22 protein-coding genes are annotated in these 24,422 nt (G+C 70.5%); 8 read left to right on the top strand and 14 right to left on the bottom strand.

Annotation, left to right across the window (positions count from 1 at the left end):
- Positions 1-26: 26 nt before the first annotated feature.
- From ACGF7Y_RS02855 to rimP, 3 genes are all read right to left on the bottom strand, one after another.
- Positions 27-359, bottom strand: a complete 333-nt coding sequence (locus ACGF7Y_RS02855; RefSeq protein ID WP_357116122.1) for a YlxR family protein — start codon at positions 357-359, stop codon at positions 27-29.
- 122 nt (positions 360-481) lie between these two features.
- On the bottom strand, positions 482-1,510 hold the full coding sequence (nusA, locus tag ACGF7Y_RS02850) for a transcription termination factor NusA (RefSeq protein ID WP_040868142.1): 1,029 nt from the start codon (positions 1,508-1,510) through the stop codon (positions 482-484).
- Positions 1,507-2,172 carry a ribosome maturation factor RimP gene (gene rimP / locus ACGF7Y_RS02845; RefSeq protein ID WP_393228576.1) on the bottom strand — a complete coding sequence of 222 codons (666 nt, stop codon included), beginning with the start codon at positions 2,170-2,172 and terminating at the stop codon, positions 1,507-1,509. The genes nusA and rimP overlap by 4 nt, the downstream gene beginning before the upstream one ends.
- 161 nt (positions 2,173-2,333) lie before the next feature.
- On the opposite strand from rimP, the gene ACGF7Y_RS02840 reads away from it, so the two are divergent.
- A complete protein-coding gene (locus ACGF7Y_RS02840; RefSeq protein WP_393228574.1) occupies positions 2,334-2,930 on the top strand; it encodes a hypothetical protein in 597 nt (198 codons plus the stop codon).
- Positions 2,927-3,361 carry a ferritin-like domain-containing protein gene (locus tag ACGF7Y_RS02835; protein ID WP_393228572.1) on the top strand — a complete coding sequence of 145 codons (435 nt, stop codon included), beginning with the start codon at positions 2,927-2,929 and terminating at the stop codon, positions 3,359-3,361. The genes ACGF7Y_RS02840 and ACGF7Y_RS02835 overlap by 4 nt, the downstream gene beginning before the upstream one ends.
- A gap of 88 nt (positions 3,362-3,449) precedes the next feature.
- On the opposite strand, the gene ACGF7Y_RS02830 is transcribed toward ACGF7Y_RS02835, so the two are convergent.
- Together ACGF7Y_RS02830 and ACGF7Y_RS02825 are read right to left on the bottom strand one after the other, a co-directional pair.
- Positions 3,450-5,201, bottom strand: coding sequence for an acyl-CoA dehydrogenase family protein (locus ACGF7Y_RS02830; protein ID WP_393228570.1), 1,752 nt, complete (start codon positions 5,199-5,201; stop codon positions 3,450-3,452).
- 193 nt (positions 5,202-5,394) lie between these two features.
- Entirely contained in the window at positions 5,395-7,152 is a 1,758-nt protein-coding gene (locus tag ACGF7Y_RS02825) for a proline--tRNA ligase (RefSeq protein ID WP_357033935.1), read from the bottom strand.
- Positions 7,153-7,210: 58 nt separating this feature from the next.
- On the opposite strand from ACGF7Y_RS02825, the gene yaaA reads away from it, so the two are divergent.
- From yaaA to ACGF7Y_RS02810, 3 genes are all read left to right on the top strand, one after another.
- A complete protein-coding gene (gene yaaA / locus ACGF7Y_RS02820; protein ID WP_393230895.1) occupies positions 7,211-7,954 on the top strand; it encodes a peroxide stress protein YaaA in 744 nt (247 codons plus the stop codon).
- Positions 7,955-8,233: 279 nt separating this feature from the next.
- Entirely contained in the window at positions 8,234-9,724 is a 1,491-nt protein-coding gene (locus ACGF7Y_RS02815) for a CoA-acylating methylmalonate-semialdehyde dehydrogenase (RefSeq protein WP_393228568.1), read from the top strand.
- Positions 9,725-9,797: 73 nt separating this feature from the next.
- Positions 9,798-10,211 (top strand): PPOX class F420-dependent oxidoreductase, encoded by a 414-nt coding sequence (locus tag ACGF7Y_RS02810; RefSeq protein ID WP_393228566.1) that lies wholly within the window; start codon positions 9,798-9,800, stop codon positions 10,209-10,211.
- 7 nt (positions 10,212-10,218) lie between these two features.
- Here ACGF7Y_RS02810 and ACGF7Y_RS02805 read toward each other — a convergent pair whose 3' ends face one another.
- The 3 genes from ACGF7Y_RS02805 to cobA form a co-directional block, all read right to left on the bottom strand.
- The gene (locus tag ACGF7Y_RS02805) at positions 10,219-11,679 is read right to left on the bottom strand and encodes an MFS transporter (RefSeq protein WP_393228564.1); all 1,461 of its coding nucleotides are present in this window, start codon (positions 11,677-11,679) and stop codon (positions 10,219-10,221) included.
- Positions 11,664-11,846 carry a hypothetical protein gene (locus tag ACGF7Y_RS02800; protein ID WP_393228562.1) on the bottom strand — a complete coding sequence of 61 codons (183 nt, stop codon included), beginning with the start codon at positions 11,844-11,846 and terminating at the stop codon, positions 11,664-11,666. The genes ACGF7Y_RS02805 and ACGF7Y_RS02800 overlap by 16 nt, the downstream gene beginning before the upstream one ends.
- Positions 11,847-11,949: 103 nt before the next feature.
- On the bottom strand, positions 11,950-13,224 hold the full coding sequence (gene cobA / locus ACGF7Y_RS02795) for a uroporphyrinogen-III C-methyltransferase (protein WP_393228560.1): 1,275 nt from the start codon (positions 13,222-13,224) through the stop codon (positions 11,950-11,952).
- Between the two features lie 308 nt (positions 13,225-13,532).
- On the opposite strand from cobA, the gene ACGF7Y_RS02790 reads away from it, so the two are divergent.
- Entirely contained in the window at positions 13,533-13,976 is a 444-nt protein-coding gene (locus ACGF7Y_RS02790) for a nucleoside deaminase (RefSeq protein ID WP_393230892.1), read from the top strand.
- Positions 13,977-14,000: 24 nt separating this feature from the next.
- Here ACGF7Y_RS02790 and ACGF7Y_RS02785 read toward each other — a convergent pair whose 3' ends face one another.
- Together ACGF7Y_RS02785 and ACGF7Y_RS02780 are read right to left on the bottom strand one after the other, a co-directional pair.
- Positions 14,001-15,341: a DoxX family protein gene (locus tag ACGF7Y_RS02785; RefSeq protein WP_393228559.1), complete on the bottom strand. Its 1,341-nt coding sequence runs from the start codon at positions 15,339-15,341 to the stop codon at positions 14,001-14,003.
- A 100-nt stretch (positions 15,342-15,441) separates the two neighbouring features.
- The gene (locus ACGF7Y_RS02780; RefSeq protein WP_393228557.1) at positions 15,442-16,800 is read right to left on the bottom strand and encodes a DoxX family protein; all 1,359 of its coding nucleotides are present in this window, start codon (positions 16,798-16,800) and stop codon (positions 15,442-15,444) included.
- A gap of 238 nt (positions 16,801-17,038) precedes the next feature.
- On the opposite strand from ACGF7Y_RS02780, the gene ACGF7Y_RS02775 reads away from it, so the two are divergent.
- Positions 17,039-18,169: a phosphotransferase family protein gene (locus ACGF7Y_RS02775; protein WP_393228555.1), complete on the top strand. Its 1,131-nt coding sequence runs from the start codon at positions 17,039-17,041 to the stop codon at positions 18,167-18,169.
- A gap of 2 nt (positions 18,170-18,171) precedes the next feature.
- The gene (locus ACGF7Y_RS02770) at positions 18,172-19,269 is read left to right on the top strand and encodes a hypothetical protein (protein ID WP_393228554.1); all 1,098 of its coding nucleotides are present in this window, start codon (positions 18,172-18,174) and stop codon (positions 19,267-19,269) included.
- 504 nt (positions 19,270-19,773) lie between these two features.
- On the opposite strand, the gene ACGF7Y_RS02765 is transcribed toward ACGF7Y_RS02770, so the two are convergent.
- The 4 genes from ACGF7Y_RS02765 to ACGF7Y_RS02750 all read right to left on the bottom strand — a co-directional run bounded on the left by ACGF7Y_RS02765 (position 19,774) and on the right by ACGF7Y_RS02750 (position 24,329).
- Positions 19,774-20,142, bottom strand: coding sequence for a cobalamin biosynthesis protein (locus ACGF7Y_RS02765; protein ID WP_393228552.1), 369 nt, complete (start codon positions 20,140-20,142; stop codon positions 19,774-19,776).
- The gene (locus tag ACGF7Y_RS02760) at positions 20,129-21,532 is read right to left on the bottom strand and encodes a cobyrinate a,c-diamide synthase (protein WP_393228550.1); all 1,404 of its coding nucleotides are present in this window, start codon (positions 21,530-21,532) and stop codon (positions 20,129-20,131) included. Before ACGF7Y_RS02760 ends, ACGF7Y_RS02765 begins: the two co-directional genes overlap by 14 nt.
- Before the next feature lie 79 nt (positions 21,533-21,611).
- Positions 21,612-22,226, bottom strand: coding sequence for a cob(I)yrinic acid a,c-diamide adenosyltransferase (gene cobO / locus ACGF7Y_RS02755; protein ID WP_393228548.1), 615 nt, complete (start codon positions 22,224-22,226; stop codon positions 21,612-21,614).
- 168 nt (positions 22,227-22,394) lie between these two features.
- A complete protein-coding gene (locus ACGF7Y_RS02750) occupies positions 22,395-24,329 on the bottom strand; it encodes a magnesium chelatase subunit D family protein (protein WP_393230889.1) in 1,935 nt (644 codons plus the stop codon).
- Between the last annotated feature and the right edge of the window lie 93 nt (positions 24,330-24,422).

The raw sequence follows: 24,422 nt of genomic DNA, 5'->3' as shown, positions 1-24,422 counted from the left end.
TTCATCGTTGGTACTTCACGGTGTGCTCATGAGTGCTCGTGCCTGTTCTCGAGGTAATGCTCCAGGGCTGAGATATCCAGATGTCCGGACACTCGTAGTGCTCTGCCGATCGCTCGGCGCCGCTCTGCCGCGCGCAGACAAGCCGAAAGGGGGTGCAGCCAGGCACCCCGTCCGGGAAGTCTGCGCCGCGGATCGGGAACGATCTCGATGACCTGAGAGCCGTCGCCGGCCTCGAGGTCCCGAGCCACGATCCGCAACAGATCGCCGGCCAGTTCGCGCTTCCGGCACCCGATACACGTCCGCACCGGAGCGGCTCGGCGCTGGGGCGCCGGGTGCTGCTCGGTGGTGCGGTCGGGCATTGGAGCCGAGGGCTCGGACTGAACCTTGGACCACTCTACCGCTGCCACGCTCGGAACGCCGAACCCCTCCCCCGCGGAAGTTACGAACATGTCATCCCGAGCACTCCGCGACGGGGCTCCGGTCAACTCCGATGTGCCTCCGTTCGCACGGATCCGCCCATGTCGGGGGCGGCGTCGCTGCGGATATCGATGCGCCAGCCGGTCAGCCGCGCGGCCAGGCGGGCGTTCTGCCCCTCCTTGCCGATCGCCAGGGAAAGCTGGAAATCGGGCACCACGACGCGGGCCGCCCTGGCCTCGGCGTCGACAATTGTGACCGAAACCACTTTCGACGGGGAGAGCGCGTTGCCCACGAAGGTCGCCGGATCCTCGGCGTAGTCGATGATGTCGATCTTCTCGCCGGCCAGTTCACTCATCACGTTGCGCACGCGTTGCCCCATCGGCCCGATACACGCGCCCTTGGCGTTGACACCGGGCACCGTGGTGCGCACGGCGATCTTGGAGCGGTGGCCCGCCTCGCGCGCGACGGCCACGATCTCCACCGAGCCGTCGGCGATCTCCGGCACCTCCAACGCGAACAGGCGCCGCACCAGATTCGGGTGGGTGCGCGACAGCGTGATCTGCGGCCCGCGCGGACCACGGGAGACCCCGACTACGTAGCACTTGATCCGGTCGCCGTGCTCGTAGGTCTCGCCGGGCACCTGCTCGGCGGGCGGGATCAGTCCCTCCGTGCCGTGCAACTCGCTGCCGATGCGCACCACGACGGTGCCGCGGGCGTTGGCGCGCGCGTCGCGCTGCACCACACCGCCGACGATGTCGCCCTCGTGGGTGGAGAACTCGCCGAAGGACTTCTCGTTCTCGGCGTCGCGCAGCCGCTGGAGCACCACCTGCCTGGCGGTGGTCGCCGCGATCCGGCCGAACCCCTCCGGGGTGTCGTCCCATTCGGAGATCACGTTGCCGTCGGCGTCCAGTTCTCGCGCCATCACCCGGACCACGCCGGTCCGCTGGTTGATGTCGATGCGCGCGTTGGGCTGGTGGCCCTCGGTGTGGCGGTACGCGGTGAGCAGCGCCGACTCGATCGCGGAGATCACGGTCTCGATCGAGATCCCCTTGTCGGCGACGATCGCGCGCAGGGCTTCGATTTCGATGTTCATTCCACGATCCCTTCGGTCGGCGAATCGGACGCTGTTACGGATTCGGACAATGCATTCGGTGTTCCTGGGTGCTGCGCGGCGTCATCGACCGCCACCGCGTCTTCCTGGCCCGGAGCGGGCCGTCCCGGAACGACTCCGCCGGCGAGTTCCAGTTCCCGCGCGCCGGGCGGGGAGAACTCGACTTGGACGACAGCGGTGGCGATGTCGGCGAGCGGGACCGTCACGCGGTGCGGGTCGCGTTTGCCGCCGAGCACCAGCGCCACCGAGTCACCGGTGAGCGCGCCGACCCTGGCCTCGAAGGTCGCCGACCGCTCCGGCGGCTGCGCGCCTTCGCGCAGCGTGACGCGCACCTTCCGCCCGCGCGCCCGCCGCCAGTGCCGGTCGGCGGTCAGCGGGCGATCGATGCCGGGGGTGGTGACTTCCAGCAGGTAGGGCGTCTCGCCGAACTCCCCGGCGTCGTCCAGCAGCTCCGACAGCTCCGTGCTGAGACGCGCGAGCGCGTCCAGATCGGAGGTGTCGCGATCCACGGTCACCTGCACCCGAGCCTGCGCGTCCACGCGCGTGCCCGCCGTCGAGATCTCGACGCCCTCGAGGTCGAATCCTCGGCGTTCGACGAGACCAGCTAAGAGCTGGCTCACCCTTTCCTCGGTCGGCATCGGCATGTGGGGCGGCTCCTGGTTCAGTTGTGACGCGGTGGGAAAATTCTCTACCAAAGGTCTAGCGTAACGCGCCACGAGAGTGTAAAGGACCAGTGGTCGAGGTGTACGCACGCCACGACCACCGCTCGTCCGGCGGCGCCCCGTGAGTCTGGCACGATGGTGCCGTGCCCATCCGCCTTCCCGCCCCGCCGCGTGCCGGGCGCACTACCGGCATGCCCTCCGACCGGCACGAGCCCCGCGCCTACGCCCTGGATCGTCGCAGCGCGATCCGTCTCGCGGGCGGTGCGACGGTGGGCGTGCTCGCCCTCGGCGCCGCGGCGGGCTGCACCGGCGACGACGTGGTCCACGAACCGGATCCCCTTGCCGCACAGGAGGTCGCGGCCCGCGCCGACGCCGCGGCGGCGACCGCGGCCATCGCCGTCGCACCCGACCGGCACGCCGCGTTGACGGCGATCGCGGCCGAGCGCACCGCGCACGCCGACGCCTTGCGCTCCGAAATCGACCGCGTCATCGGTGTTTACGCCGACGGCACCAAACCGGTGCACCGCACCCGCGCGAGCGAATCCGGCCCGTCGGCCGTGGCATCGGGCAGCGCGGTGCCGCCCGATGCCCCGCCGAGCGTCGAGACGCTGCGGGCGCGGCTGGCCGAGTCGCGGAAATCGGCTGCCGATCTGGCCCGCGCCCTCGACGGCTATCGGGCAGGCTTGCTCGCCTCGATCAGCGCGGCCTGCGCGGTGCAGGCGGGGGTGCTGCTGAGATGACCGAAGACGAACGCCGGGCCCTCACCGACGCGTTGAACGCCGAATACGGCGCGGTGTACGCCTACGGCGTGATCGCCGCCTACGCCTCACCCGAGCGCGCCAGGCTGGTCGCCGAGCACACCGCCGCGCACCGCGCCCGGCGCGACGCCACCGTGGACGCCCTCGCGTTGGGCGGCGCGACGGTGCCGCCGCCCGACGCGGCCTACACCGTGCCGTTCCCGGTCACCGATCCGATCTCGGCCGCGCGGCTGGCCGTCACGGTCGAGTCCGATACCGCCGTCGCCTGGCGGTCGGTGGTCGAACGCGGTGCGTCCATGGCGATCCGGCGCGCCGGTGTCGACGCGCTCACCGAAGCCGCCGTCCGGCTGGCCACGTGGCAGTCGATCCTCGGCGCCGACCCGCCCACCAACGCGTTCCCCGGCAAGGCCTGATCCGGCGCCGACCCGAAGCTCCGCAGGCGTTCTCGCGGCGAACGGCGGCCCGGTGCGGTACCCGGCCGCCGTCGACTCGACGCGCGACCTACGGCCGCATCTCGTAGGCGCCGTTGTAGGAGGCCACCTCGGCCCACACCCGGTCGAAGCGCGGGCGGTCGGCGACCGGCGGCCGCAGCGCCGACGCCGCCCAGCCCTGCTGGGCGGGGCTGGCCGACGGCTTGCCGTACAGAGCTGTGGCGTAGGCGTTGAAATCGCGGACCTGGAAGTCGAAGATCTGGTCGATCAAGTCGCGATCCAGGCCGGTGATCGCGGCCTGCTCCAGGATCAGCTGGCCATAGACGACCAGCGAGAACAGGTGGCCGACGGTCAGCATGAAGTCCAGGTCCTTCTGCTGCCCGGCGTCCGGCGCCGCGGTGGTCAGCAGCGTGCGCAGCGCCTGAGCCTGCTCGTAGAACCGGCCCACGTTCGGGATGTCGGCATGCTTGTCGTAGATCGGCGTCCAGTCGGCGAAGCGCACCTTGCCCGCGCCCCGCGCCGGGCCCTGCCGCCAGAAGAACGCGTCGTCGGCCGCGTCCTGCCGGGTTCCGATCTCCGGGTAGTCCTGCGGGTCGAACAGGTAGTTGGGCATGAACTTCAGGATCTGCCCGACGTTCACGTGCACCGTGCCCTCCAGCCGGGGCAGCGTGCTGATCAGCCGCTGCACCTCGGCGAAGTAGGTGTTCTTCTCGAACCCCTTGGCGGCCAGCACATCCAGCAGCAACGTCATGACGGTCTCGCCCTCGGAGGTCACCTTGGACTTCGTCATCGGGTTGAACAGCAGGTACCGGCGGTCCTCCAGGCTCGCGCTGCGGAAGTAGTCGACGGCGCGGTCGCTGAACAGCTTCATCGCGAGGATGCGCGCGTAGGCGTCGACGAAGTTCGCCCGCACGTGCGGGAAGTCGGTGACCGGGTTGCCGTAGAGGATGCGATTGCCCGCGTGCGTGACCGCCTCGTAGAACGAGTGCTCGACCATGCCGATCCCGCCGTGGCAGAGGTTGAACTTGCCCACGTTCACGGTGTTGAGCGCCGCGGAGAATGCCTCGGGCCCGGTGTGCAGGATGTCCTCGGCGCGCACGGGGTAGTTCTCCAAGCGGAACGTGCTGACATACATCTGCTGGTGCACGACGTTGCCGAGCAGGCGGTAGTTCTCGTGCCGGGAGTCGGCGGCGAACCAGACGTACGCGTCGGCGCCCTCGAGATCGGCGCGGCGGGAGAACACCGACACCATGCTGGCCACATTGCCGTTGCCGATGTAGTACTTCTCGCCGTTGGCGCGGAAGAGGATGCCCGCCTCGGCGTCCGCGCTGCCCGGTTCGGTCGGGGTCAGCACCAGGTCGGTGTTGTAGATGTCGGCGCCGTGGGTCTGCTCGGACAGACCGAACGCCATCACCTCACCGGCGAGCAGGTCGGCGGCGGCGCGCTTCTTGGCCGCCTCGTTGTCGCTCTGCCAGATCGGGCCGAGGCCGAGGATGGTCACCTGCTCGGCGTACCAGTACGCCAGACCGTAGAAGCCGAAGATCTCCGACAGCGCCGCGTTGCGGGCGGCGTCCCAGCGGCGATTCGGGTCGCCGTCGGCGTAGGCCGCCGGGGTCAGGAAGGTGGCGAACAGCTTCTCCTTCTTCACGAAGTCGAGGAAGTCGGCCGTCCACACCGCGTTCGCGTCGTCGTCGAGCAGACGCTGTTTACCCCGGCCCTCGAACCACTCGATGGTGGCGCGCAGCAGGCGCCGCGTCTCGGCGTCGAACTGCTGCGGGTCATAAGTGGCAGGGTTGAACAACCGCGCGTCGGTGTTTGTCATGCCGGTTAACTTACCAGCGGGTAACAGCAGCCCGGAGTGGGTCTATGGATCTGTGACCAGCGAATTCAGGTTACGGTCGCGTAGGTGGCAGTCATCCGGTTCCGGCAGGCCCGAGCAACCCTCCGGCAGCGTCCGTCGTACGAACGGCGAACGGCCCCCGGCGGATTCCGCCGGGGGCCGTTCGGAGATCGGGTCAGCCGCGGACTTTGGCCACCACCGCGTCCACCGCGGACGCCGCGGGAAGTTCCTCGGTCTCGCCGGTGAAGCGGTCGCGCAGCTCGACCTTGCCCTCGGCCCAGCCGCGGCCGATCACCAGCACCAGCGGCATGCCGAGCAGTTCGGCGTCCTTGAACTTCACCCCCGGCGAGGCGGTGCGGTCGTCGAAGAGCACGTCCAAGCCCTGAGCGTGCAGGCCGGAGACCACCTCTTCGGCGCCGGCGCGAGCGGCGTCGTCCTTGTTGGCGATGACGACGTGCACGTCGTAGGGCGCGACCGCGGCGGGCCAGCGCAGCCCCTTGTCGTCATGCTGCTGCTCGGCGATCACCGCCACCATGCGGGAGACGCCGACACCGTAGGAGCCCATGGTCAGCCGCACCGGCTTGCCGTTCTCGCCGAGCACGTCCACCTCGAACGCGTCGGTGTACTTGTTGCCGAGCTGGAAGATGTGGCCGATCTCGATGCCGCGGGCCGCCACCAGCGTGCCCCGGCCGTCGGGCGAGGGGTCGCCGTCGCGGACCTCGGCGGCCTCGATGGTGCCGTCGGGCGTGAAGTCGCGGCCCGCGACCAAGCCGACGACGTGCTTTCCCGGTTCGTCGGCGCCGGTGATCCAGCTGGTGCCGGTGCCGACCCGCGGATCGACCAGATAGCGAACGCCGTTGGCTTGCAGCGCCTTCGGGCCGATGTAGCCCTTGACCAGGAACGGATTCTCGGCGAAGTCGGCTTCGGTGAGCAGCTCGACCTCGGCCGGTTCGACCGAGGCGCCGAGGCGCTTGTCGTCGACCTCGCGGTCACCGGGAATGCCGATGCCGAGGATTTCGGTCTTCCCGTCCGGGTGACGCAGCTTGACCATGACGTTCTTCAAGGTGTCGGCCGCGGTGACCGGACGACCGTAGCGCTCGGCGATACCGGCGCCGTTGGCCCAGTCCACCAGCGTCGCGATGGTCGGAGTGTCCGGGGTGTCGTGCACCACGGCCTCCGGCTGTCCTTCGATCGGCAGCGGCTCGGGAGCGGGCGTGACCACCGCCTCCACATTGGCCGCATAGCCGGATTCCGGGCAGCGCACGTAGGTGTCCTCGCCGACCGGGCTGTCGGCCAGGAATTCCTCCGACGCGCTGCCGCCCATCGCGCCCGAGGTGGCGGCCACGATGACGTACTTGACCCGCAGCCGGTCGAAGATGCGCTGGTAGGCCTGGCGGTGGGCGTCGTAGCTGGCCTTGAGGCCGTCCTCGTCCAGGTCGAACGAGTAGGAGTCCTTCATCACGAACTCGCGCCCGCGCAGGATGCCCGCGCGGGGACGCTCCTCGTCGCGGTACTTGGTCTGGATCTGATACAGCGTGACCGGCAGGTCCTTGTAGGAGCTGTACTCGCCCTTCACGGTGAGCGCGAAGAGCTCCTCGTGAGTGGGGCCGAGCAGGTAGTCCGCGCCCTTGCGGTCGCGCAGCCGGAACAGGCCGTCGCCGTACTCGGTCCACCGGTTGGTGGTCTCGTACGGTTCGCGCGGCAGCAGCGCGGGTAGCGAGATCTCCTGACCGCCGATCGCGTCCATCTCCGCGCGCACCACGTCCTCGACCTTGCGCAGCACGCGCAGGCCCAGCGGCAGCCACGAGTAGACACCCGGGGCGACGCGGCGCACGTAGCCGGCGCGGACCAAGAGTTTGTGGCTCGGCACCTCGGCGTCGGCGGGATCGTCGCGGAGGGTTCGCAGGAACAGGCGGGAGAGGCGGGTGATCACGGAAGCACAGGGTAGTCGCTGGCCGGACGCCGTTCCCAGCGCATTACCGTATTCGTTCGTGCTGGTGCTGCTGCCTCCTTCCGAAACCAAGTCCGATGGCGGCGCCGGGGCGCCGCTCACCCTGGACTCGCTGGCGATGCCGCAGCTCACGGCGGTCCGCGCACGGCTGATCGAGGAAGTGGTGCGGTTGGCGGCCGACCCAGAACGCTCCCGGACCGTCCTGGGGCTCGGCAAGGGGGCCGACGGCGAGATCGCCCGCAACGCCGCGCTGCGTACCTCCCCGACCCGTCCCGCGCTGGAGCGCTACACCGGCGTCCTCTACGACGCCCTCGACGCCCGCTCGTTCACCAAGGCACAGCGGGCCAAGGCGGATGCCCGGCTCGGCATCGGCTCCGCCCTGTTCGGCGCGGTCCGCGCCTGCGACCCGATCCCCGCCTACCGGCTCTCCGGCGGCGCCAAACTGCCCGGACTGCCGACCCTCTCGGCCGTCTGGCGCGACGAACTGGCCACCGCGCTGCTCACCGAGGCCGCAGGCGAGCTGGTCGTCGACCTGCGCTCGGGCACCTACCAGCAGCTGGGCCGGGTGCCCGGCGCGATCACCGCGAACGTGCTCACCGAGCACCCGGACGGGTCGCGCACAGTGGTGAGTCATTTCAACAAGCACCACAAGGGCCTGCTCGCCCGCGCCCTGGTGCTCACCAGAGCCGAACCGGCCGACGTCCGCGGCGTCGCGCGAGTGGCGGCCAAGGCCGGACTGCGCGCCGAGATAGCCTCGCCGACCGAGCTTCTGATCATCACCTGACTTCGTCCGGGCCGTTCGGTGGTGAGCGCGGCGAGGTCGGCCCGTGCCGCCAGTCTGTAGCGGCGGCGAGCGGTTGGCTGTCCGGAACAAGTACGACTTGACCCGCCCCCGTCGGATCACGGATCGGCGACTCGGTGTGCCCGATTCCGCACCGATCGCCGGAAGACCGGGAAGGGTGTATGCCGGACAGTGGTGGTCAGGCGGCGTTCTTGCGATGTCACGACCGTAAGCGGTGGAACCCGCGGCACCGCCGATGCTCACCGAGCGAATCGAGGAGACATGCAGACCATCGCGCACTGGCTCGACGGCAAAGCTTTCGCGGGCACCAGCGAGGCGACGGCGCCGGTGACCAACCCGGCGACCGGCGCGGTCACCGGGCAGGTCGCGCTCGCCGGTATCGCCGACACCCGCGCGGCGATCGACTCCGCCGCGAAGGCGTTCCCTGCGTGGCGGGACACCTCGCTGACCCGGCGCACCCAGATCCTGTTCCGCTTCCGTGAGCTGCTGAACGAGCGCAGAGAGGAGCTGGCCCGGCTGATCACCGCCGAACACGGCAAGGTGCTCGCCGACGCGATCGGCGAGGTGAGCCGCGGCCTGGAAGTCGTCGAGTTCGCCTGCGGCATACCGCATCTGCTCCAGGGCGGCTACACCGAGAATGCCTCGACCAAGATCGACATCTTCTCGGTCCGCCAACCGCTCGGCCCGGTCGCGATCATCTCGCCGTTCAACTTCCCCGCGATGGTGCCGATGTGGTTCTTCCCGCTCGCCATCGCCGCGGGCAACACGGTGGTACTCAAACCGAGCGAGAAGGATCCGTCCGCGTCGCTGTGGCTGGCGCGGCTGTGGGCCGAAGCCGAACTGCCCGCGGGGGTCTTCACGGTGCTGCAGGGCGACAAGGTCGCGGTCGACGAATTGCTCGACAACCCGGGCGTCAAGGCGGTCTCTTTCGTCGGCTCGACGCCGATCGCCCGGTACGTCTACCAGCGCGGCACCGCCGCGGGCAAGCGGGTGCAGGCGCTCGGCGGCGCGAAGAACCACATGGTGGTACTGCCGGACGCGGACCTGGACCTGGCCGCCGACGCCGCGGTGAACGCCGGGTTCGGCTCGGCGGGCGAGCGGTGCATGGCGATCAGCGTGGTGGTCGCGGTGGGCGGGTCGGCCGACGAGCTGGTCGGCAAGATCGCCGAGCGGGCCGGGACCATCCGGACCGGCGACGGCACTCGGGGCGCCGACATGGGTCCGCTGGTCACCCGGGCGCACCGCGACCGAGTCGCCGGGTACATCGCCGCGGGCGAATCCTCCGGGGCCACCGTGGTTCTCGACGGCCGGGGCGTCGAGGCCGACGGCGCGGCCGAGGGCTTCTGGCTCGGGCCGACGATTCTCGACCATGTCGCCACCGACATGAGCGTCTACACCGACGAGATCTTCGGACCCGTGCTGTCGGTGGTGCGCGTCGGCAGCTACGACGACGCGCTGGCACTGGTCAACGCCAATCCCTACGGCAACGGCACCGCCCTGTTCACCAACGACGGCGGCGCCGCCCGCCGCTTCCACAACGAGGTCGAGGTCGGGATGGTCGGCATCAACGTACCGATCCCGGTCCCCATGTCGTACTACAGCTTCGGCGGCTGGAAGAACTCGCTGTTCGGCGACGCGCACGCGCACGGCGCCGACGGCGTGCGGTTCTTCACCCGCACCAAGGCGGTCACCACCCGCTGGCTCGATCCCAGCCACGGCGGGCTGAATCTCGGTTTCCCACAGAACAAATAGGCGGCGCTCACCGAGTACGCGGCGAAGTGAACCGGCGGGAATGTCGCGCCGGGCCGCGTTGTTCGGTCAGAACGTGACCTCCACCGCAGAGCTTTCCGATGCCCTCAAGAAGTACCTGGACGAAGAGAAGGTGTTCGCCACCGCGGCCACGATCGCGGCCGACGGGCAACCGCACCTGACCGTGATCTGGCTGAAGCGCGACGGCGACGATCTGCTGTTCTCCACCACGACCGACCGTCAGCAGGGCAAGAACCTCGCCCGCGACCCACGCATCACCGTGCTGATCAACCCGCCGGACAACCCGTACGTCTACGCGGAGATCCGCGGCACCGCGACGATCACCCCGGACCCGGACAAGACACTGCCCGACGAACTCTCGGCGAAGTACACCGGACAGAAGTACGCGGATTTCAACCCGGCCTCGGTCGACGACGGACCGCGCGTCATCGTGCGCGTGACACCTCGGCGGGTGGCCGGCCGCTTCTAGGCACGGCTCACACCTGCTGTGCTTCTTCCTGGGCGTGCTGGGCCATGGCCAGTTGCTGCGGAGTGAAGCGCAATGCCAGGGCGACCAGTCCGGCCGCGAACGCGATCAGGGCGCAGACGAACAGCACCAGGGTGTAGCCGTCGCCCAGCGCGGCGATCTCCGCTGGCGTCATCCCGGCCACCTTCTCGGTGCGGCCGCCGAGCGACAGCGTGCGGGAGGCGGCGATCGGGGTGAGCAGGCCGATGGCCACGGGCGTGGCGAGGTTCATGAACATCTGCCCGACCGCGGCCAGCGGGCCGATATTCTCCGGCGGCACACCGACCAGCACACACAGCGGCGAGAGCACCATGGCGATGCCGACGCCGAAGCCGATCACCACCAGCAGGGGCAGCAGCGTCGCGAAGTACATCACCTCGCCGTCGAGGGTCGAACCGAACAGCAGGCCGACGCCGAGCACCACCGCTGAGCCCGCCAGCAGCCAGCGCGGCGCGATGTACAGCGCCGCCTTGGAAGCCACCGCGCCGCCGACGCCGATGCCGACGGTGAACGGAATGGCCGCCACACCCGCCTTGAGCGGACCGTATCCGATGACGTTCTGCATGAACTGGGCGACGAAGAAGGTCATCGCGCCCAGCACCCCGCCCGCGAGGAAGATCAGCAGGAAGGTGGCCACGCGGTCGCGGCTGTCGAACAGTGACCAGGGCAGCAGCGGGTCGTCCACCCGTCGTTCCAGCGCGATGAAGACGATCAGCAGCACCACGCCCGCGATCAGCGAACCGATGATCGCCGGGTGTCCCCAGCCGATCTCCGGCCCCTCGGTCGCGCCGAACACGATCGCCGCGCAGGCGATGGTGCCGAGCACCGCGCCCGGGAGGTCGAGGGCCGAGCGGTGGTGTTCGGTGTCGGCCAGCTTGTAGGCCGCGCCGAGAATGATCAGCGCGCCGATCGGGACGTTGATCAGGAAGATCCAGCGCCAGGACAGCTGGGTCAGCGCGCCGCCGACCACGAGCCCGCCCACGGAGCCGATGCCCACCATCGAGCCGAGGATCGCGATCGCCTGGTTGCGCGCCTTGCCCGGCGCGAAGGTCGTCGCCACGAGCGCGAAAGCGGTCGGCGCCGCGATCGCGGCGCCCGCACCCTGGATGGCCCGCGCCGCGAGCAGCATCGCCTGATTCTGCGCGAGCCCGCACAACAGCGAGGCCAGGGTGAACACCGCGACACCGACGACCAGCATGCGCTTGCGGCCGAAGGCGTCGCCGAGCCGGCCGCCCAGCAGCATCAGGCCCGCGAAGGTGAGTCCGTAGGAGGTCACCGTCCACGCACTACCCGCGCTGGACAACCCCATCTCCTCTTGCAGCCGCGGCAGCGCGAAGATCACCACCGTGCCGTCGAGCACGACCATGAGCTGCAATCCGCTCAGGACAAGGATCGCGAGCCCGAAGGCCCGCTGCGTCACTGGATACTGCATCGTCGCAGCGGGGTTCCGAAGCACAGTGAGTCACTGTAATTGATGCCGGGCCCCGCTTCGCCCGCCCACCGATCCGGCCGGACCCGCGACGAGCACCGGCCCCGCCGATCCTGCGGGTGGGCGTCGTCGCGCACCACCAGCGGTATCGGGTCGAGGTGATAGGCCATCGCCGGTGCTCCTTCCCCACTCAGGACGAGCAGCCGTCCTGGTCGACCTGGCCGCCGCCGTCACCGCGCGAATCGGTTCGAATCGCCGCGGTGGCCACGAGCGTCATCCGGCCGCGGAGTCGGCGTGCGGGACGATCGAGTCGGCGGAGAATCCGGCGGTCGGGCCGATCACCACGATCGCGGGTGGGCGGATGCCTTCGGCGCGCACCCGGGCGGCCACCGTGCCGAGATCGGCGCGCAGCACGCGCTGGGTGCGCAGCGTGCCCTCCTGGATGACGGTGGCGGGTGTGCCTGCCGGTCGCCCGCCCTCCAGCAGCGCGGTCGCGAACTGCTCGATCCGCTCCACCGCCATCATCAGCACCAAGGTCCCGCGCAGCCGCGCCAGCGCGGGCCAGTCCACCAGCGAATCCGGGTGATCCGGCGCGACGTGCCCGCTCACCACGACGAACTCGTGGGTGACACCGCGATGGGTGACCGGGATGCCCGCGGCGGCGGGCACCGAAATGGGACTGGTGACACCCGGCACCACCGTGACCGGAACCGCGGCGGCCACACAGGCCTCCACCTCTTCGTAGCCGCGCCCGAACACGTACGGATCGCCGCCCTTGAGCCGCACCACGAACTTGCCCGCTTTCGCGCCTTCGATCAGCGCGTTGTTGATCGCTTCCTGCGCCATCGCCCGTCCGTACGGGATCTTGGCGGCGTCGACCACCTCGACCTCGGGCCCGAGTTCGGCGAGCAGTTCCGGCGGCGCGAGCCGGTCGGCGACGACCAGATCCGCCCTGGCCAGCAACCGCCGCCCGCGCACGGTGATCAGGTCGGGATCGCCGGGCCCCCCGCCCACCAAAGCGACACCGGGCGCGATCGGGGTCGAGTCGTCACTCACCACACCGGATTGCAGGGCCTCCAGCAACGCGTTGCGCACGGCCGCCGACCGACGGTGCTGCCCGCTCGCCAGCACGCCGAGGGTCAGGCCGTCATAGCGTGCGGTGGCGGGGGTGACGGCGGTGCCCAGCCGTGCGGTGTCGGCGCGGACGCAGAAGATCCGCCGCCGGGTCGCCTCGTCGACCACCGCCGCGTTGGTCTCGGGCTCGTCGGTGCAGGCGATCGCGTACCAGGCGCCGTCGAGGTCGCCGTCGGCGTATTCACGCAGCGTGACGGTGATCTGCCCGGAGGTGGCCATTCCCTCGACCGCGGGCGTCACCGCGCGACTCACCACATGGACGTCCGCGCCGGAGGCGATCAGCAGTCCGAGTCTGCGCTGCGCCACCGACCCGCCGCCGACCACGACGACACGCCGTCCGCGCAGATCGAGCCCGACCAGGTAGTTCGGGTCGCCGGTGGGCTGGTCTTGCGTTGCGTCTGACGTGTTCGGCACAAGTTTCGAGCCTACGGCGTGGCCGTCCGGCACCGGCAATCGCCCGGCACGCCCGCCCGCCCACGTTGCGGCGAGCAGGCGCGACGATCACCACGGGCCGTTACCCGCGCTCAGGGCGACGGCGGCCGAGCCCCCGGCACCGGACCGGGTCGGTTGTCCCGGCGCCGTGCGGCCGGACGGTTCCCGAGTGACGGCCACACCTACTGTGACCAGTGGTAACAAGCGTTTCGACAGTCGGCGACGGTAGGTTGCCGTGCAGGCGTCTCGTTCGGAAAGGCGGACCGATGAAACGGCTGACACCGGCACGACTGCTCGACGTGGCCTACGACGAGGCGCTGCGCGGGCTCGCCGAAGGGGGGATCCCCATCGGCGCCGCCCTCTTCGACGCGGACGGCACGCTGCTCGGGCGCGGGCACAACCGCCGGGTGCAGTCCGGCGACCCCAGCATGCACGCCGAGACCGACGCCTTCCGCGCGGCGGGGCGGCGGCGCGACTATCGCGACACCGTCATGGTCACCACGCTCTCGCCGTGCTGGTATTGCAGCGGCCTGATCCGGCAGTTCGGCATCGGTTCGGTGGTGGTCGGGGAATCGCGGACCTTCTCCGGCGGGCACGGGTGGCTGGCCGGGCACGGCGTCGCCGTCACCGTCCTGGAAGACCGGCGCTGCATCGATCTGATGACCCGGTTCATCGCCGAGCATCCCGCGCTGTGGCACGAGGACATCGGAGTCGCCGACGATCTCGAGGCATGAACTGTGCCGTCCCGACCGGGTGGCTCAGCGGAAGTACGGATACTCCTGCACCCAATGGAATCCACGGCTGCGCAACGGGAAGTCTTCGATCGGGACCGAGGTCAGCGCGACCGAGACCGGCTGCCCGGCGAGCGTGCCCGTCAGGGTCAGCCGCTCCGGCGCGGGCCGGTCGAAACCGAAGCTGCCCAAGGGTTCCGTTCGCGGCGGCGCGACCACGACCAGGGTGCGGTCCGCCGGATCGACCACCGCGAGCACCGGAACCAACTGGCCGTCCATCCGCTGCACGGTGGCGCCGTCCCGGTCGAAGACCAGGCGCTGCCAGCGCCGTTCGTCGGTGGTCAGAGGCGGAAGCGGTGTGCCGTCGACGCTGAATTCGGTGACCGCCCAGATGCCGTACAGCGGCGGTTCCGGTCGCCCCGCGCCCTGCTCGGTCCACCTTTCCCAGCCCGTGTAGGCGTTCGAGAACAGCAACCAGACCCCGAGCGCGATCTGCGCCGCCGCCGCGATTCGCTCGGCTCGCGGCGTGCGCAGCAACGGCGGCGTGCTCGACGGTCCGGCCGGGCGGTTCAGCACGAGCACGCTCGCCAGACGCCCGGCCTCCGGGGCGAGCAGCACCAGGCACAGCAGCATCAGGTGGAACGACAGGATCTTCGCGGGTACGTCGTAGCTCATGTCCAGCACGAACACCTGTGTCGTGCACACCAGGCTCAGCATCGCGCCCACCAGGGCGGTGCGCGGCACGAACAGCAGTACACCGCCGAGCAGTTCCGCGCAGCCGAGCAGGATCTCGTACTGCGGCGAGACCCCGATGTGGTTCCAGAGCACCGCCATCGGACTGAAATTCCCGTAGGGCTCGAGCAACCGGCTCAGCGGTGTCGGCGGCATCTGAGTCGGGATGGCCTTCGCCATGCCGTAGGCGATCATCTGCCCGGCCAGGCACAGGCGCACGAACAACAGGAACCAGGGCAGCACGGCCCGGTAGTGCGGCCGGTTGCGATCCAGCACGCTCCAGACCAGTGTGCCGACTACCGCGACGACGAGGACGACGAACACCAGCACCCAGAAGTAGGCCTGGTCGCCACTGATCGAAGCCGTGTTCGCCGCCACCGACGTACCGAACACCCGTGTTCCGGTCCCCTCGATCACCGGGCGCAGGGCACGGGCGACGCCGGAGCTCACCGAGTCCGGCAGCCACTCGCGCGCCAGTCCGAGGAACTCGGGGACGACCGACGGATACACCAGGCAGAACAGCCCGAAGTACAGAAAGCCGAAACGGAACGCCACCCGGGTCGCCCCGCGCCAAGACCTGGTATCGGAACCCACCGCCTCCGCGGTGTCTGTTCGATCGAGGATCGCTTCGGTCACGGCGGTCCCTCCAGTTCGGTCGATGCAGACCGAAGGTATCGAAAAGCGCCGCGGCCGTAGCGTGTTTCGGCTGGATCACCCGCTGCCGCCGGATCAGGGGTCAGCGGAAGTACGGGTATTCCTGGACGAAGTGGAAGCCCCGGCTGCGCAACGGGAAGGAGTTGGGGTCCATCCGGTCGAGCGACAGCGTCACCGGCGTTCCGTTCAACTCACCGGTGAGCCGCAACGTGTCCGGGGTGGGCTGAGTGAAGGTGAAGGCACCCAGGCGGTTCGGCGGTGTGTCCGGCGCGGCCGCGGACAGCGCGATGGTGTGCGCGGCCTCGTCGACCACGGCCACGACGGGCAGGAACGAGTCGTCCATCTTCTGCACCGTCGTACCCCGGCGGTCGACGATCAGCCGGCGCCAGCGGCCCTCGTCGGTGATCAGCGGCGGCGCCGGATGCCCGTCCCTGCTGAACTCGGCGACGGTCCAGATGCCGTAGAGCGGAGGTTTCGGCGCGCCGTCGCCCGCCTCGCGCCAGGTTTGCCAGCCGATGTGCACCCCACCGAGCAGCACCCACACTCCCAGAGCCACTTGCAGCGCCGCCGCGACCCGGTTCGCGCGGCGGGAAGCGAACAGCGCGGGCTGCGTGGCCGGTTCGGACGGGCGTTCGAGCACGAGCACATTCGCCAACCTCCCCGCCTGCGGCGCCAGCACGACCAGCGACAGCAGCAGCAAGTGGAACGAGAGGATCTTCACCGGCACGTCGTAGGTCATGTTCAGCACGAACACCTGCGCCATGCTCACCAGGCCGACCAGCGCGCCCGCCGTCGCGGTGCGCGGCGCGAACAGCAGCAGCCCGCCGAGTACTTCCGCAGTGCCGAGCAGGACCTCGTATACGGGCGCGGCGCCGACCTGGTTCCAGAGCACCGACGCCGGGCTCATCGTCCCGTACGGTTGCAGCAGCGCGGTGAGCGACGGCGCAGGCATCTGTGACGGAATCGCCTTGGCCAGACCGTAGAAGAGCATCTGGCCGCCCAGGCACAGCCGGACGAACAGCACGAACCAGGCGCGCAGGGCGATGTAGTCCCGGCGGCGTCTGTCCAGGATCGACCAGACGAGCGTGATCAGCGCCGCCGCGACGAGTTCGCAGAAGATCAGCAGCCAGATGGCGGCCTGGTCGCCGCTGCCGGAATCCTCGTGCAAGACGGCGTCCACACCGAAGACGTGGTCACCGACCCAGCCGACGAGCGGGCTCGTCGCGCGCATCTGCCAGATGACGGCGCTCTCCGGCAGCCACTTGCTCAGGATGCCGGTGAACACGAAGAGGATCTGCGCGAACAGCACACAGAACAGCCCGAGGTAGGCGAAGGCGAAGCGGAACGCGATCCGGGCCTGCGGGCTCCATGGACGACGCTCCTCACCGGCCCGCGTTCGGCCACCGCGGGGCTCCACCACATCCGTTTCGACGGTACGCACACCGCTCCCCTCACCGGTCGACACTCTGGCTTGCCGAACGTATCCGACCAGGTCATGGGATGACCTCCGGGAAAACCCCCGATTTCCGGGTACCTCTTTCGACCTACGTGCCTGCCCCACCGTGCTCAGCGGGATTCGTCTCCGGTTCTAGCCCGCCGACAACTAGAACGCGTTACAGTCGCGTATCCCGGCGCACCGCGGGCGGTGCATCCGGGCCGCACGTGTCAGGAGGACTTTGATGACCGACGATCCGGACCCGGCACAGCGACATCAGCTGACCGTCAGCGAACGCGACCTGGACGCACTCGCCGGCAACTTGGCGCGCTGGCTGCACACGAAGGTCACCGCGGACGATCTGCCGCGGATCTCCGAATTGTCGCGTCCACAGTCCGGCGGCATGTCCAGCACGTCGATCCTGTTCGACGCCGAGTGGAGCGCCGCAGGGCGGCCGGAGCGCGGATCGTTCGTCGCGCGGATGGCGCCGGAGGCCGGGTCGTTCCCGGTCTTCGAGACCTACGACCTGGCCACCCAGTACCAGGTGATGGCGGGCGTGGCCGCGGCCACCGACGTGCCGGTGCCGGGCCTGTGCTGGCTGGAGAACGACGAGAAGCCGCTCGGCGCGCCGTTCTTCGTGATGCGCCGCGTCGACGGACGGGTGCCGACGGACAACCCGCCGTACGTGTTCGTCGGCTGGCTGTTCGACGCCGACCCGGCCGAGCGCCTGCGGCTCACGCACAACACCGTCGAGGTGATCGCCAAGATCCACGGCATCCCCGATCCCGCGGCGCTGTTCCCGATGCTGAGCGGACCGGGCGAGGCGCTACGCAGGCACGTCGCCGCCCAGCGCTCGTGGTACCGGTGGGCGCTCGCGGACGACGGCTTCGAGATCCCGCTGATCGAGCGGAGTTTCGCGTGGCTGGACGAGCACTGGCCCGCCGAAACCGGCCCGGACGTGCTCAGCTGGGGCGACGCCCGCCCGGGCAACATCATCTACCGCGAATTCGACCCGGTGGCGGTGCTGGACTGGGAGATGGCCGCGCTGGCGCCGCGCGAGCTGGATCTGGGCTGGCTGATCTTCATCCATCGGTTCTTCCAGGATCTGGCCACTCGCTTCGGGCAACCCGGGCTGCCCGATTTCCTGCGCCGCGACGACGTGGTGTCGAAATACGAGGAGCTGACCGGTCACTCGGTGCGCGATCTCGACTTCTACATCGTCTACGCCGCGTTGCGGCACGCGATCGTCATGGCGCGGGTGAAGCGCAGGATGATCCACTTCGGCGAGGACACCGACACGCCGGATCGCGACGACTACGTCATGCACCGGGCAAGCCTGGAAGCGCTGCTCGACGGAACCTACGAATGGGACTGACCATGCCTGTGCCTTTGGACGAGTACCCCATCCATCAGACCCCACTGTCGCTGGCCCGGGTGGCCTCCAGCGATCGGAACTTCTACGACCGCAGCTACTTCAACGCCCACGACCGCGACGGCGGCACGTTTCTGATCACCGGTTTCGGCGTGTATCCCAACCTCGGGGTGACCGACGCCTACGCCGCCGTCCGCCGTGGCGACGCGGTGCGCGCGGTGCGCTTCTCCGACGCGCTCGGCGACCGGGGCCTCGACCAGCGCGTCGGCGGCTACCGCATCGAGGTGCTGGAGCCGCTGCGGCGCCTGCGGGTGGTCTGCGAACACGACGATCTGAGCTTCGACCTCACCTGGACCGGCGCCTTTCCCGCCGTCCAGGAACAACCGCACCTGATTCTCGCGGGCAACCGGCCGATCATCGACGCGTCCCGGTTCGCTCAGGTCGGCTCGTGGGCGGGGACGCTGCACGTGGACGGCGACGACATCACCGTCGACCCGGCGGTGTGGACCGGGACCAGGGACCGCTCGTGGGGCATCCGCCCGGTCGGGGAGACCGAGCCGCCCGGACGCGCGGCCACCGAGCCGTCGGGCGGGTTCTGGTGGCTGTACGTGCCGCTGCGGTTCGAGGACTTCGCCGTCGTGATCATCGTGCAGGAGGAGCCGGACGGCAGGCGCACGCTCAACGACGCGACCCGGATCTGGCCGGACGGGCGCACCGAGCAACTCGGATGGCCCCGCATATCGATCGACTATCGCTCCGGCACAAGGCATCCCGTCGGTGCGCGACTGGAGCTGACCACGCCGGACGGCAAGCCCCTGGAGATCGAGATCACGCCGGGCATCGGCGTCCCGCTGCACGTCGGCTGCGGCTACGGCGGCGATCCCGACTGGCAGCACGGCCAGTGGAAGGGTCGCGACTGGTCCTCCTCCAGCCGCTACGACCTCACCGATCCGGCGATCGTCGCCCGCACCCCCTACGGGGTGACCGACCACGTCGCGCGTGCCCGCTGCGGCGACGCCGAGGGATGGGGCCTGTTCGAACACGCCAGCATCGGCCGCCATGACCCCACCGGCTTCGCCGACTGGGGCGCGGTCGCACCCTGAGCCCAGCGCCGCACCGCCGTCGCCACCGGTGTCCGCGACCAATTCCCGACAAAGATGCGGCCCCGGACTCGGGGCGCAGCCGAGCATCAGCGCCACCGGCGCACCGCCGCCGTACCCGCGGCCGAACGGCTCCGCCCCGAGCTGCGATCGGATCGTGACGCGCTCGGAGACCGCCACGAGCCACGCCACAGAGCGCCCGCATCCCGTTCGGACTCCGACGGCGAAGCGCGAGCACGTTGCGGCGGCCGCGCACGGGGCAGCGGCCGCGCGCCAGGGGCAGCCAGCGCACCGCGGGCGCGCCCGTGGTTCACCCGCTACGCACCGTAGCGTCGCAATGCGCTCGGGTACCGCCACAGGCCAGGCCGAACCAGCACTACCGGAGGCTGCGGTCCGGGTCGGTTGGGCGGCGGCTACTGCGCGGCTACGGTCGCAGATCGTCGCGGCACCGCGATTGTGTCGGACAGCGGCAGCGCTCGTGGCCGAGCCCGCCTTCGGTCGATGGTTCTACCGCTCGAGCTGCGCTGCCGCGAGCACCACACCCTGCACGACGCGCTTCGGTATCACCAGCGGCCCGCCACCGGCGGCGAGCAGCGCCGCGGCCTCCGCGACGCTCGCCGCGCCGACGGCCGCCCGCGTCCGGCTTCCCGGGTTGGGGACGGCGACGGCCGCCAGTTCCGCGGCGGAGTAGGACCGCAGCGGCACCTGGAACTCCGCGGCGACGGCGCGCAGTCCGGGCTCGGCGAAGCGCTGTGCGATGGTGGCCAGACAAACTATCCGGTAGCCGCTCACGCCCTCGCGCAGTGCGGCGCGGATCACGACCGGCGAGGTGCCCGGCCGTAGCCCTATGCCGACGACGACGTCAGCCGACGGCACCGGAACTCGCGAATCGCATTGCCGCGGTGACGAATCGCCGCACCGCCGCAGGGTTCCCCGCCGGGTGGGTGTGGAGGTACGACGCGTGCACATTGCCGCTCAGCGTCCCCTCCCGGACGGACTCTCCCGCGCTGCCGCGCCAGCCCCACGCCGGATCCGGCGGCGACGACACCAGACGGGTGCGGTGGAACTCGTGCCCCCTGACCCGTTCGCCGACCCGCCACAGCGGCGAGTCGGCCAGTGCGACGGCGTCCCGGTAGCCGAGTGTCAGACGCGGTCCGAACGCGGCGTCGGCATCCACCACCCCTGCCATCGGGTGGCCGTCCAGCGATCGGGACAGATACAGCAGCCCGGCGCATTCGGCGTGCACCGGCATCCCGTGCCGAGCGGCGTCGGCCACCGCCCGCAGCAGGACGGAATTGGCCGCCAGGTCCGCGGCGTGTTCCTCGGGGAACCCACCTGGCAGCACCAATGCCGCTGTCCCGGTGGGCAATTCGTCGTGCAGCGGGTCGAAAACGACCACTTGCGCCCCCGCGGCCACCAGCAATTCACGATGCTCGGCGTAGCCGAACGTGAACGCCGGACCACCGGCGACGGCGATCAGCGGACCCTCCCGATCTGCCCCGGTGCACGCCCCTTCTCCTTCCAGACCGCGCACGGCGGCGGCGGGATCCCATGCGGGTCCGGTGACCGACGAGCGAGCGAGCGCCGCGATGGCGTGCAGGTCCACGTGCGCGGCGACGAGATCCGTCATCGCCGCCACCGCCGCCGTCGCGGCCGACCCGTGTTCCACGGCGGGGATCAGGCCGAGATGCCGGGACGGGACCTCGAGTTCGGCCAGGCGCGGCAACGACCCGAGCACCGGCAGCCCGACTCGATCGCAGGCGGCGCGCAGCACCTGATCGTGCCGTTCGCTGCCGACCCGGTTCAGGATCACCCCGCCGAGCCGGACGCCGCTGTCGAAGGTCGCGAATCCGTGCAGCAGCGCCGCGAGGCTCTGGCTGTGCCCTCGCGCGTCCACCACCAGCACCACCGGCGCCCCCAGCAAGGCCGCGACCTGCGCCGTCGACCCCTCCGCCACCGGACCGGCGTGCTCGTCATCGATCCGCCCGTCGAACAACCCCATCACGCCCTCGACCACCGCGAGATCGCACCCCCGCGCCCCGTGCCGGAACAGCGGCACAACCCGCTCCACCCCCACCAGCACAGGATCCAGATTTCTCCCCGGCCGCCCCGCCGCCAACCCGTGATACCCCGGATCGATGTAGTCGGGCCCCACCTTGAACGGCGCCACCCGATGCCCCACCTTCCGCAACGCCCCCACCAGCCCGGTCGCCACCGTCGTCTTCCCGCTCCCCGACGCCGGCGCCGCCACCACCACCGCCGTCATCGCCGCTCCCGCACCACGGGTGGCACACCATCGTGCGGCCCTCTCGCGATTCGCCGCAGCGATGTGCCACTCGCGGGGATCACCATTCGATGCCTCGTTGGCCTTTGCGGCCTGCGTCCATGGGGTGTTTGAGTTTGGTCATTTCGGTGACCAGGTCGGCGGCTTCCAGGAGGGGTCGGGGGGCGTCGCGACCGGTGATGACGACGTGCTGGTTGCCAGGGCGGGTGGCGAGGGTGTCGACCACCTCGTCCACGTCGACCCAGCCCCATTTCAGGGGGTAGGTGAACTCGTCCAGGACGTAGAAGCGGTGCTGTTCGGCCCGCAGGCGGCGGGCGATCTCCTGCCAGCCGGCCAGCGCGGCGGCGGCGTGGTCCTGCTCGGTGCCCTGTTTGCGGGTCCAGGACCAGCCCTCGCCCATCTTGTGCCACTCGACCGGCGCGCCCACGCCGGTCTGCTCGTGCAGTGCGCCGAGAGCGCGGAAGGCGGCTTCCTCCCCGACCTTCCACTTGGCGCTCTTCACGAATTGGAACACCGCGACGTCGAAGCCTTGGTTCCACGCTCGCAGCGCCATCCCGAACGCGGCCGTCGACTTCCCCTTGCCCGGCCCGGTGTGCACCGCGAGCACCGGCTGATTGCGCCGCTGCCGCGTGGTCAGCCCGTCGTCGGGAACTGTCTCCGGAACACCCTTGGGCATCGAATCTCCTTGCTCGTCCTCGGATCACTCCGAACCTGTGCACCGCGTCCGGACCGGAAGCCGCGCGACCCACCCACCACCGCTGGACGCCGACTCACCAGGTCTACCCACCGTTCTCGGAGGGGCGGCCGCGCGGCCTCCACCGGACACACGGTTCGAAAGTCGTGCTCACGCCGCTCGCGCCGAACTACCGTTCCCGGAACTCGCGCGGACGACGTCCGCGACCGCCGCACCGGTCAGCTCGGCCAGTCTCAGGTAGCCGCCGCGCAGGTCGCGGGCCAGATCCACGGCGAGGCCGAGGCGGATCATGCCACGTTCGCAGTCGACGACGATCGAGGTGAGCGTGTCCCTGGCGAGCAAGCGGGCCGCGGCGCGGGCGCGGGGAACCGGGTCGGTCCCGCCCGTCGCGCGACCGTCGGTCAGCAGCACCAGCATCGGCCTGCGGCGCGGATCGCGCACACGCTCGCGCAGCACGATTTCCCTGGCCTTCAGCAGGCCCGCCGCCAGCGGCGTCTTCCCGCCCGTGCGCATTCCGGACAACCGGCGCACCGCGATGTCGACCGACGAAGTGGGCGGCAGGACGAGTTCGGCCTCCGCGCCGCGCACGCTGACGACGGCGACTTTGTCGCGGCGCTGATACGCGTCCCGCAGCAGTGTCACCACCGCACCGGTGACGGCGGACAGCCGGTCGCGGGCGGCCATGGATCCGGAGGCGTCGACCACGAAGACGACCAGATTCCCTTCGCGCCCTTCCCGATACGCGCCACGGAGGTCTTCGGCGGCCAGCCGCAACGGCCCGTTCCCGCGGCCGCGGGAACGCTGATGCGGCGCGGCCGCGAAGACAGTACCGAGCAGATGCAGGCCCGAGGACGTGTCGGCACTCGGACGCACCACCCGCCCGTGCCGTGATTCCGCGCGCGAGCGCCGCCCCGGAGCGCCTTCGCCGACGCCGGGCACCTCCCAGCGCGGTGTTCGCGAACCGGCGGAAGCCGGTGCGCCACTGCGCCCTTCACCCGATTGCCCACCGCCCGGACCTTCGGGCGGCGACGGGTTGTCCGGGCCACCGTCCGGATCGTCGCCCGGCTCCTCGGCATCCCGGGGCGTGCCGTCCGGACCGCTCGGCGTGGAGGTCTCCTCCTCGGGCCGCGCCTGCTCGGCCGCCTCGCGCATGGCGTCGTCGAGCTGCTGCTCGCTGATGCCGGGCTCGTCGAACGGATCGCGCCTGCGCCGGTGCGGCAGCGCCAGTTCGGCGGCGACCCGCACGTCGTCCTCGGTCACCGCGCCGGCACCGCGCCAGGCGGCATGCGCGGTCGCGGTGCGCGCGACGACCAGATCGGCCCGCATCCCGTCCACGTCGAACGCGGCGCACAGCGCGGCGATGCGGCGCAGTTCCACGTCGTCGAGCAGCACCTGCCCCAGCCGGTCGCGGGCGGCGAGGATCTGCTCGGCCACCTCGTGGTCCGCCGCGGCGTACCGGGCGGCGAATCCGGCCGGGTCGGCCTCGTAGTCCAGCCTGCGGCGCACCACCGCCATGCGCACGTCCACGTCCCGGGAAGCGGCCACGTCCACGGTCAGGCCGAACCGGTCCAGCAGCTGCGGACGCAGTTCGCCCTCCTCCGGATTCATGGTGCCCACCAGCACGAAACGCGCCGGATGCGAGTGCGAGACGCCGTCGCGTTCGATGTGCACCCGCCCCATCGCCGCGGCGTCCAGCAGCACATCAACCAGATGGTCGTGCAGCAGGTTGACCTCGTCGACGTACAGCACACCGTGATGGGCGGCGGCCAGCAGGCCGGGGCGGAACGCCTGCTCCCCGTCGCGCAGCACGCGCTCCAAGTCCAGCGAGCCGACCACGCGGTCCTCGGTCGCGCCCACCGGCAGCTCCACCAGGCGGGCGGGCCGCGCGCCGGTCTCGTCCACCACGGGCGGCAGCAGCTGCGCCAGCGCGCGCACCACGGTCGACTTCGCGGTGCCCTTCTCACCACGCACCAGGACGCCGCCGATGCCGGGATGCACCGCGCAGAGGATCAGCGCCAGCTGCAGCCGTTCCTGACCGACCACCGCCGAGAAGGGAAAGCCCGCTTCACCGTCCGAACCCGGCATCGTTCGGCTGCGCTGGTCGGACGTCGGCACTGTTTCGGCATGGGACACGGACACGCCCCAACTCTAAGCGCGGGGCCACACCGGCCCCACAGT

Source organism: Nocardia sp. NPDC047654, assembly GCF_043205035.1.
Taxonomy (GTDB): domain Bacteria; phylum Actinomycetota; class Actinomycetes; order Mycobacteriales; family Mycobacteriaceae; genus Nocardia.
The sequence above is the reverse complement of the archived record's forward strand: the minus strand, read 5'-3'. Positions and strand labels throughout refer to the sequence as shown.

Excerpts from the sequence above, each read along its gene's own strand:
- ACGF7Y_RS02855 (WP_357116122.1), bottom strand. The coding sequence starts at position 359 with ATGCCCGACCGCACCACCGAGCAGCACCCGGCGCCCCAGCGCCGAGCC.
- nusA (WP_040868142.1), bottom strand. The coding sequence starts at position 1,510 with ATGAACATCGAAATCGAAGCCCTGCGCGCGATCGTCGCCGACAAGGGG.
- rimP (WP_393228576.1), bottom strand. The coding sequence starts at position 2,172 with ATGCCGATGCCGACCGAGGAAAGGGTGAGCCAGCTCTTAGCTGGTCTC.
- ACGF7Y_RS02835 (WP_393228572.1), top strand. The coding sequence starts at position 2,927 with ATGACCGAAGACGAACGCCGGGCCCTCACCGACGCGTTGAACGCCGAA.
- ACGF7Y_RS02830 (WP_393228570.1), bottom strand. The coding sequence starts at position 5,201 with ATGACAAACACCGACGCGCGGTTGTTCAACCCTGCCACTTATGACCCG.
- ACGF7Y_RS02815 (WP_393228568.1), top strand. The coding sequence starts at position 8,234 with ATGCAGACCATCGCGCACTGGCTCGACGGCAAAGCTTTCGCGGGCACC.
- ACGF7Y_RS02805 (WP_393228564.1), bottom strand. The coding sequence starts at position 11,679 with ATGCAGTATCCAGTGACGCAGCGGGCCTTCGGGCTCGCGATCCTTGTC.
- ACGF7Y_RS02800 (WP_393228562.1), bottom strand. The coding sequence starts at position 11,846 with ATGGCCTATCACCTCGACCCGATACCGCTGGTGGTGCGCGACGACGCC.
- ACGF7Y_RS02775 (WP_393228555.1), top strand. The coding sequence starts at position 17,039 with ATGACCGACGATCCGGACCCGGCACAGCGACATCAGCTGACCGTCAGC.
- ACGF7Y_RS02770 (WP_393228554.1), top strand. The coding sequence starts at position 18,172 with ATGCCTGTGCCTTTGGACGAGTACCCCATCCATCAGACCCCACTGTCG.
- ACGF7Y_RS02760 (WP_393228550.1), bottom strand. The coding sequence starts at position 21,532 with ATGACGGCGGTGGTGGTGGCGGCGCCGGCGTCGGGGAGCGGGAAGACG.
- cobO (WP_393228548.1), bottom strand. The coding sequence starts at position 22,226 with ATGCCCAAGGGTGTTCCGGAGACAGTTCCCGACGACGGGCTGACCACG.
- ACGF7Y_RS02750 (WP_393230889.1), bottom strand. The coding sequence starts at position 24,329 with ATGCCGGGTTCGGACGGTGAAGCGGGCTTTCCCTTCTCGGCGGTGGTC.